This window comes from Glutamicibacter sp. NPDC087344, from assembly GCF_044744225.1.
GTDB lineage: Bacteria > Actinomycetota > Actinomycetes > Actinomycetales > Micrococcaceae > Glutamicibacter.
This window is the reverse complement of record NZ_JBIUXY010000023.1, coordinates 1-6787: the sequence shown is the minus strand read 5'-3', so window position 1 is coordinate 6787 and position 6787 is coordinate 1. Positions and strand designations below refer to the sequence as shown.

3 protein-coding genes, 3 tRNA genes and 1 pseudogene are annotated in these 6787 nt (G+C 55.5%); all 7 read right to left on the bottom strand.

Features of this window, described 5'->3' with window-relative positions; all coding sequences use genetic code 11:
- Positions 1–913: 913 nt before the first annotated feature.
- Positions 914–986: transfer RNA gene (locus ACIOWL_RS21110), tRNA-Glu, on the bottom strand.
- Positions 987–1032: 46 nt separating this feature from the next.
- Positions 1033–1104 (bottom strand) — tRNA-Gln (locus ACIOWL_RS21105).
- A 210-nt stretch (positions 1105–1314) separates the two neighbouring features.
- Positions 1315–1391 (bottom strand) — tRNA-Pro (locus ACIOWL_RS21100).
- A gap of 107 nt (positions 1392–1498) precedes the next feature.
- Positions 1499–2908: an FAD-binding oxidoreductase gene (locus ACIOWL_RS21095; RefSeq protein ID WP_400389929.1), complete on the bottom strand. Its 1410-nt coding sequence runs from the start codon at positions 2906–2908 to the stop codon at positions 1499–1501.
- A 2220-nt stretch (positions 2909–5128) separates the two neighbouring features.
- Positions 5129–5476, bottom strand: a pseudogene (locus ACIOWL_RS21090) (IS21 family transposase); the annotation flags it as partial.
- Positions 5394–5993: a relaxase/mobilization nuclease domain-containing protein gene (locus ACIOWL_RS21085; RefSeq protein WP_400389931.1), complete on the bottom strand. Its 600-nt coding sequence runs from the start codon at positions 5991–5993 to the stop codon at positions 5394–5396. The gene ACIOWL_RS21085 and the pseudogene ACIOWL_RS21090, both read right to left, overlap by 83 nt.
- Complete coding sequence (locus tag ACIOWL_RS21080; protein WP_400389927.1) at positions 5990–6271, bottom strand: hypothetical protein; 282 nt, start codon at positions 6269–6271, stop codon at positions 5990–5992. The genes ACIOWL_RS21085 and ACIOWL_RS21080 overlap by 4 nt, the downstream gene beginning before the upstream one ends.
- Positions 6272–6787 lie beyond the last annotated feature (516 nt).

Sequence of the window (6787 nt, the reverse complement as noted above, 5' to 3'; positions counted from 1 at the left end):
TCCGGCTCGTGGCGACAAGGAAAAACTATACACAGGTTTGTGGGGTCGTGCAAATCGGTGGGGTACTTTTCCACGGTGACCGTGACCACACACCGGAAAAGTTGATAATTTGCCGGCTCAATCGGCGGTCGCACACCTCGACTGTGCTTACCGAAGATGTCCGGATCCATCAAGGGATTCGCTACTGGCTCAGGCCTGCAATACGGCGTCAGAGCCAGCTGTCGCACGCTCTTCTTCGATATACGTATTGCTCAAAACCGCGTCGACGATTACTGCACTCACAATCTAGACCAGACAGACAGTTGCTCTACCGTTCATCGGAATCCTAGATTCATCCGACTGGCGCGCCGAATAATCCACGGCGTTGCTTACTGGCCACGGCAGGACGACCACGCCTGGATACAGTGCGTTACTACGGCAAGGGGTCAGCGTTGGCACTCACTGCATACTCAGTTCTGCTTCAAAGAGATGGTCACCTATTACTTCGTGCAAGCTGCATCAATGTGACCGTCGCCGTTGCACAGGCTTCCTTCTAACCGACACGCACTTGGCCGAGTGACGAGCCGTTGCCGAAACAGTGGTAGCCGAGATGACCTTCATCTACGTGCAACTGGAAGCCGCCTGGAACCAGCAACATGGACTGGTCGGGAACCTCGAGCGCCTCAGTGCATTTGCCAGACCTGATTAATAGACCGAGCCACAGGATCAACGACGGCGCGTGATGCGATCGACTAAGTTGTGAAGCTGGGCTTCGACCTCTAGCGCCCGCGTCGCTGCCACCAACGAGAACGCGAATACCTAGGTAGCTTAGGGCGGAACTCCCCGGCCCAGACATCACTCTCCCATAGCCTCCGGAATCGATTGCTTAGAAGTTAAACAAAAAACGCGGAACCTAAGTTCCGCGTTTATATTGTGACCCCAACGGGATTCGAACCCGTGTTGCCGCCGTGAGAGGGCGGAGTACTAGGCCGCTATACGATGGGGCCGTATGCTGAAGTTTCCTTCAGCTCACCGAATTACTCCGATGAAGCGCTGGGATACCAGGACTCGAACCTAGAATGACGGAACCAGAAACCGTTGTGTTGCCAATTACACCATATCCCAATGTGAAGCAGTATCCCGTTGATCAATTACTCAAGTATTGATCTCTTGGATGCCTTAGCACGAGATATAACTATACACAGTAATTCCGGATATCGCACATCCTAAGGCTCCATTCGAGAGTGATCTACGCCTCTACCGCCAGATTGCCTGATTTTTCGGGGTTTTCATCTTAAATGACAAGGAGGAATCCGAAGATTCCTCCTTGTGTTCTGGTCGGGATAACAGGATTTGAACCTGCGACCTCGTCGTCCCGAACGACGCGCGCTACCAAGCTGCGCCATATCCCGTAATCAAGAACGTTTTCACTCTACACCCCGCTATCGCAGTTCGCATAATCGAGGTTTCGTTCGTTCGTCTTCTACGGATATGACGTCGAAGCCGTGCCTTCCGCTTGCTAAATCGCCTTGCCTGGATTCAGTAGGTTTTGCGGATCCAATAGGCGCTTGAGGTTGTGCTGCAGTTCGATGACATCAGAGGATTGCTCCCAGGGGAGCCAGTCTTTTTTGATTAGGCCAACGCCATGCTCGCCGGTAATTGTTCCACCCATCTCCAATGCGATGCGTACCGAATCCTCGACCGCTCTCTGCAGCCGTTCCAATGGATTCGCGCCGTCGGCAGGATCTACATAGAACGTAGGATGCAGGTTTCCGTCTCCGGCATGCGAAATCAACCGCAGCTGAACTTTTTCTCTGGCAGCAGACTCACGAACGAGATGTACATACTCGACCATTCGGCTCTTAGGCACCGCCACGTCTTCGCCCGTACGATAAGCATCATCTTGAGTATCGCCCCGGCTTGTGCGCCGCATTTCAATTAGTGCTGTAGCCGACTCATCGTACTGATCGCTCATCTTGACATCACTCTGGCTAAAGACGTCGCGGACAGCAGCTTCTTCCTTTTCTGCGCCATAACCGTCCAGCCGAATAAGCAGCATCGCTCCGCCGGTATTGGCATATTCAGTGCCGTACTGCCGGTCCAGAACTTCCATGGTTGCCCGATCGATCAATTCAAGAATCGCAGGCTGGATGCGGGCCTTGGCAATCAGTTGGACCCCTTCGACCGCGCTTTCCAAGTCCGCGAATATCAGGTAGGCGTCGCGTTCATCGACAGGAAGATACCGAAGCCGCAGAACTGCCCGGACCACTACGCCCAAGGTGCCTTCCGAACCCACAAAAAGTGCGGTCAAATCGTAGCCGGCTACACCCTTAAACGTATTTTTTCCTGTGCGGATCAACCGACCGTCAGCCAAAACGACATCAAGACTGAGGACGGATTCTCGCGTCACACCGTACTTTGCACACCGTAGACCGCCAGCATTCGTGGCCACATTTCCGCCGATAGTCGACATCTTGTAGCTGGCCGGGTCTGGCGCATACATCAATCCATGCTCCGCCACTGCGAGGTTCAACTCATGGTTAACGACGCCCGGCTCGACAATGGCAATTTCGTCTTCAGGTCGAATCTCCAGAATTCTGTTCATCTTGCTGAGGTTCAGAATAATGGCATCCCCCAGGACATGGACGGCACCGGAGACGCCGGTACCCGCGCCGCGAGATATTACCGGAATCTGATACTCGCTGGCCAGTCTCATCACGTCCTGAACCTGCGCGACGTCCGTCGGGAAAACCACTGCCAGCGGTTTCACCGGATCCGTCGCAAGCTGCCCGAAATCTCTCGAGTTTTCCAACAGCACGGAATCGCTGAATGACAGCGCTTCAGCTGGAAGAGTACCCTCCAATGCTTCGAGCAATTTCGTGTGGTGCTGTGCCCTCTGTACTACTGACTGATGATCATTGGAGTTCATAGTTCAGAGCATATGGTCTCTTGCTAACTAAGCGGAGCAACAACACCGCTACGTGATGAGCGGAAGGGTGAACAGGTGCTCTGCCAGTCCGAAATTAGTTAGCTAACAATGATCTCCATGGGACGTGGTAACCCAATGTCGATTGCAAGACCTGATCGTCATGGCCACCCGAATCGAACACATTTGGCTAGTTGATACCGCAGTAAAACGCAAAGTCGGCTGAGAAGGCCAAAAATGATGCTAAGCGTTGCTTCCGGATCGGGGTCCGCCCCACTGATTCTCTAGCTGGCGCAGGCGTGAATACGCTCTCCATCTTGAATCCTCCTACTTCGAACTACACCTAAGCTCAGAGCGCCGAATATTTTTGAACGCCCTGTCGGAGAAGGCCGCGGCTCCATTCAACAACAAAAATCGGCGGTGGTTCCAAGCCCATCAGTCCTCCACCTTTGCTGGCCAAGATTGACAATCAGATTTTCTGCCCGCAAACAGTAGCATCGAGTTGTAACGTGCAAACAACTGACTCATCTGCAACCCCGGTCCCGGCTGCAGCCTCTTCAACGTATTTTGAAGTTGAGGGCTCCATCTACCGGATGGATCGATAGCGGCGTCTAGGACTTTCAGCCAAATTCACATGCAACCTAGGAAATGGGACAAGCTGAACGTCACCCATTGTGAATCGTGCCGACGACGTGTACAACTGGCGTCGGTGAGTCGTTGGCTCTTCCAGAGCTACCAGCATTGAGGTACAGAGCCACCCGCACGAATTCGGACCGACCCCTTCCAGGTTGACAGGGTGCTAAGAAGCCGCCGGATCGCCAGCCTCGGACAGCAACGCACGCCAGGACGTGCCGTGAACCTCGTTAGACCCTCAACACTGCAACAGCTCCAATGCCAGTCAACAATGAACCGGCCGAAGTACCGGGTGAGGGCGCAAGTTCGCTGCCAGTAGCTAACCTGGCGGTTTCAGTAACCGTGAAAAGCCGTTGAGGCACCGAGGCCGCCGAGAACGAGAAATCAGTGATGACCGCATCAGAATTTCCTGTAAAGCTAATCCGTCGGACAAGAGCCGTACTCACCGCCATTGGCACGTCAGGACCATGGTCGCAAGGTCGTTGATCTCTGGGATGTTGTATGAGGTTGGCGCGATCAAGAGGCCACGCTCGACGCTGATGCGAGCTGGTGGTTACCCTGCTGAGGACTTACGCGATGTAGCGACAATCGTGTATAGCAGCGGCTTTCGGTAGAGGGTGTGCGACGAAACGGTAGCGCCGGTGTAAGTATCGGATAGCACCAGCCAAACGAAGCCAAGTGCACTTGGCGGCCATGTGCGCCCTGTTCCCTAACTCAATGCTCCCGAAGCGCCGCTGAGACTTCCAACAACCTCGACGAATGCCTAGACAGCATATTCTGTCGCAAACTCGGACATGGAGTATGTCAACCTCAACGCCACGGAACCGTGAAGCTTGTAGCGATGTGGCCTGATAGTTACGGGAACACCCGCCGTGCCAGATGGAGTTATACGCCGTCTTTCTAGTGTTATTGTTGTGGCTCTGTCCGCTGAGGGCAGCACTGGGGCAGATGAAGGCGTGGGCCTCTGTGTTGCGACCATGACGCCGAGAACAGGCTATTCGAGAACTGAGCTGCGCGGCCGGCGTTACACGGTTCTTGGCGCTATCCGGTCCATGCACGGCTGCTACCCTTCGGGCGCACCCCGCCACCAAATGCTTCTGCTAAACACAATCGTGCGCAGGCTCCTAGTCTTGAACTGGTTTGTAACTGTTTTGCTTACTGTGTGTGCGTTCGTAACCGGTTGATATGCCAATGGAACGGAAGCAGCAGCAAGCAGAAAACTAGGTTCTCGAAGTGGATAAGCGAACTGGTAACTCTGAGCGAGAATATTGGGTTCTCAAACCTTCAAGTACTCAATCCCGGATGCGGTCCGGGATCCAGCAATATTCACGGATGGCTAGGCCATACTCAGATTCCGTGCTGCAATACTCGGCAATGCCAGCGAAAACGTGGCTGTAAAATCATCGACATTTCTTTCGTGTTTCACGTGGGATGAAGCTGAAGCGACAGCTCCCATGAAATGCCCTGCAGTCTGCCTAGCGGATAAGGGATCGAATACTACCGACAAGTTGCCTACGCTTCCGCAAAATAATTTGGCTCCTTATGCGCAGTGCTTCATAAATGCCGTTTTCCATGCGTACATTCCCCTAATTGGTGCATGCGTTGGTGGCCGGCCCTCCAGGCTTTTTTCGCGTCAGCGACCGCGCGGCGGGTGGAGCGTTCGGAGCCGGTATAGCCCATGCGCCGCAGGCGTTCGTGCAGGACGTCGGCGCGGATCTTCCCGCGGGTTTCCTCGATGATGCGTTCGATGGTGCCCAGGTGGTCATCGGTGATTTTAGGGCGTGTGGTGTATTGGGGTAGTGGTTGGCCTGCGTCGCGTTGTTCGACGAGGCGTTTGACGGTGCGGTGGGAGCAGTTAGCGAGTTCGCTGGCAGCGCGAAACGATTTCGTTTCGTCGTAAGCTTTGAGGATATCCATGGTTTCTCCGGCAGACTTCATAAGGGGCCTCTTCCGTGGTTCGAGGGTTGATGTTGACTTGGTAATCGTCATCATCCTCGACGGGAGGGGTCCCTTGGCCATACGTGACAGTGGTATGGCGTCGGTTGGGTGGGAGATCAGTGGGCAAAAAAGGGGTGTGTTGGCCACAGGCGGGCAGTTTTGGTGTCCGCTGGTGGGCACTTTTGGTGGCCGTCAGCGGGCAATTTGTTGGCCGTCTATGGGCAGTTTTTGATCTCCGCTTACACCTGGCGTTCTCTCTCCACCAACACCGGCTGTTTCGTCTGTTCCCGATCTCGCGGCGCAGCCTCCAGCTCATAGGCTTTTTCAGGTTGGTGCAGGCTCTTTGTGCTGCGCGGCGGTCGTTCCTGGCATGCCACACCTCACCCACATCACTGATACGAGCGACCGTGATGTGCACGTGGTCATCCGCGTGACGCACCATCACCCAGGGGTGCTCTGCATATCCCAGGTCGTCAGCGAACGACTGCCCAATATCGGCCCACTGCTCGTTGCTCAGCGACCGATCCGCCTCGGTGTTGCGTAGGGAGGCGTGCCAGACGGGTTTTTGATCTCCGGGCGGGTGTGCATGGCCTTGCGCAGCTCACCAGCCCATAACCTTGGGTCGGTCCGGGACGATTCAGCCTGTCCCTCGGCGCCGATGTTCGACCCGACCACCACATGGCCAGAGACCAGTTGCCCTGCAGCGATGAAGGTGTGCTCGTTCGCTTTCCCCGGACCGTGCAAATACGCCCCAATATCCCCAGGGTTCTTTCCTCTGGTGATTTTCGCGATCACGGCAGCTCACCGCGCACCCGCGCTTATTCCTCACGCGTTGACTGCACCGCATCTAGCAGCTAAGCGCTGGGTACGGTCGGCCCCGAGTTCACCGCACGCACTAACTGGTTAAGGTTTGATCCCACCCGGCCCAGATCCGCCCGCAACAGCGCCACCTCTACGCCAAGGCCCGGGTGGGGTCGATGCCCAGTGACTCGAGCAGCCGTTCCCGCGCCCAAGCGACACCCGCCGGCTCCCAGCCGCAGCAACCAGGGTTTCGTGTTCCTGATCCGACAGGGACAGGGAAACGCGCTTCGTACGCGGGCACTCCACAACAGCAAAGCTACACCTCGTTAAACGAACAAATGGATGCGCCAAAGCACTCCCTTGGGCAGATGGGCCACTGGCGCCCCGAAGTGGCGATGCAGCTACCACCCGCGCTGGCCCGTCGTCAGGCAGAGAAAACACCGTTAAACACAAAAAAGAGGGCCCCACCAGGACCCCCACCAACACCACACCCCACAAAGAGCAACACCC

Excerpts from the sequence above, each read along its gene's own strand:
- ACIOWL_RS21095 (WP_400389929.1), bottom strand. The coding sequence starts at position 2,908 with ATGAACTCCAATGATCATCAGTCAGTAGTACAGAGGGCACAGCACCAC.